This window comes from Rhizobium sp. P1_E6 (genome assembly GCF_056405875.1).
On the sequence record NZ_JBFUBG010000305.1, the window covers coordinates 1 to 999 of the forward strand.

General features: G+C 64.0%; 1 protein-coding gene. It reads left to right on the forward strand.

Annotated features, from left to right (window positions below; genetic code table 11):
* Positions 1-999 (forward strand): DUF4082 domain-containing protein (locus AC1D35_RS36410; protein ID WP_477942894.1); only part of this gene is annotated, 999 nt, incomplete at both ends.

The window sequence follows — 999 nt, forward strand, 5'->3', positions numbered from 1 at the left end:
GAATGCCACCGGAATGCCACCGTCGGCTCGGCCTTCTCCTTCGTGCTGCCGACAACCACCTTCACCGATGTCGACGGCGGCGAGACGCTGACCTATTCGGCAACGGCTGCCGACGGCACGGCGCTGCCCGCCTGGCTGGCCTTCAACGCCACGACGCGGACCTTCTCCGGCACACCGACAGCAGGCGGCACCTACGGTGTCAGGGTGACGGCGACCGACCTCGGCGGCCTCTCAGCCAACGAGACCTTCAATATTGCTGCCACAGTGGCGCCTGTGACCTACAGCCTGTTTAACGCCTCCAGCACACCGGCCCAGACGAACCTCAACGACGGTCAGCAGCTCGAAGTCGGCGTCAAGTTCCAGTCGAACGTTGCCGGTGACATTACCGCCATCAAGTTCTATCGCAGCGCCAACGACAACGGCCAGAATGTCGTCGACCTGTGGACCTCCACAGGCACCAAGCTTGCCACCGCCACCTTCATCACCACCACGGCAAGCGGCTGGCAGACGGTAAACTTCGCAACACCCGTCACCATCACAGCCAACACTACCTATGTYGCCTCCTACCACACGACCGGCGCCTACGTGGCGACCAACAATTTCTATACGACTGCCGTCACCAGTGGCCCGCTGACGGCGTCAGCGAGTGGCAACGGGGTCTACCGCTATGGCGGCTCCGCCGCCGCAGGCATTTTCCCAAATGCCACTTACAGCGCCGCCAACTATTGGGCCGACGTGGTCTTCCGCCCGGCGTCGGTCTCCAACGCGACGCCGACGGCGGTTGCCGATGCGGGGGATGCGACCGAGAAGGGTGGTGCGGCCAATGGTTCGGGTGGCGTGGTTGCCAGTGGCAATGTGCTGACCAACGATACCGATCCGGATGCCGGCGACACCAAGACGGTCACGGCGGTCGGCTTCGGCGCGACATCAGGCACGCTCGGCACGGCGCTGAACGGTACCTATGGCAGTCTGGTGCTCAGCGCATCGGGCGTCTATAGC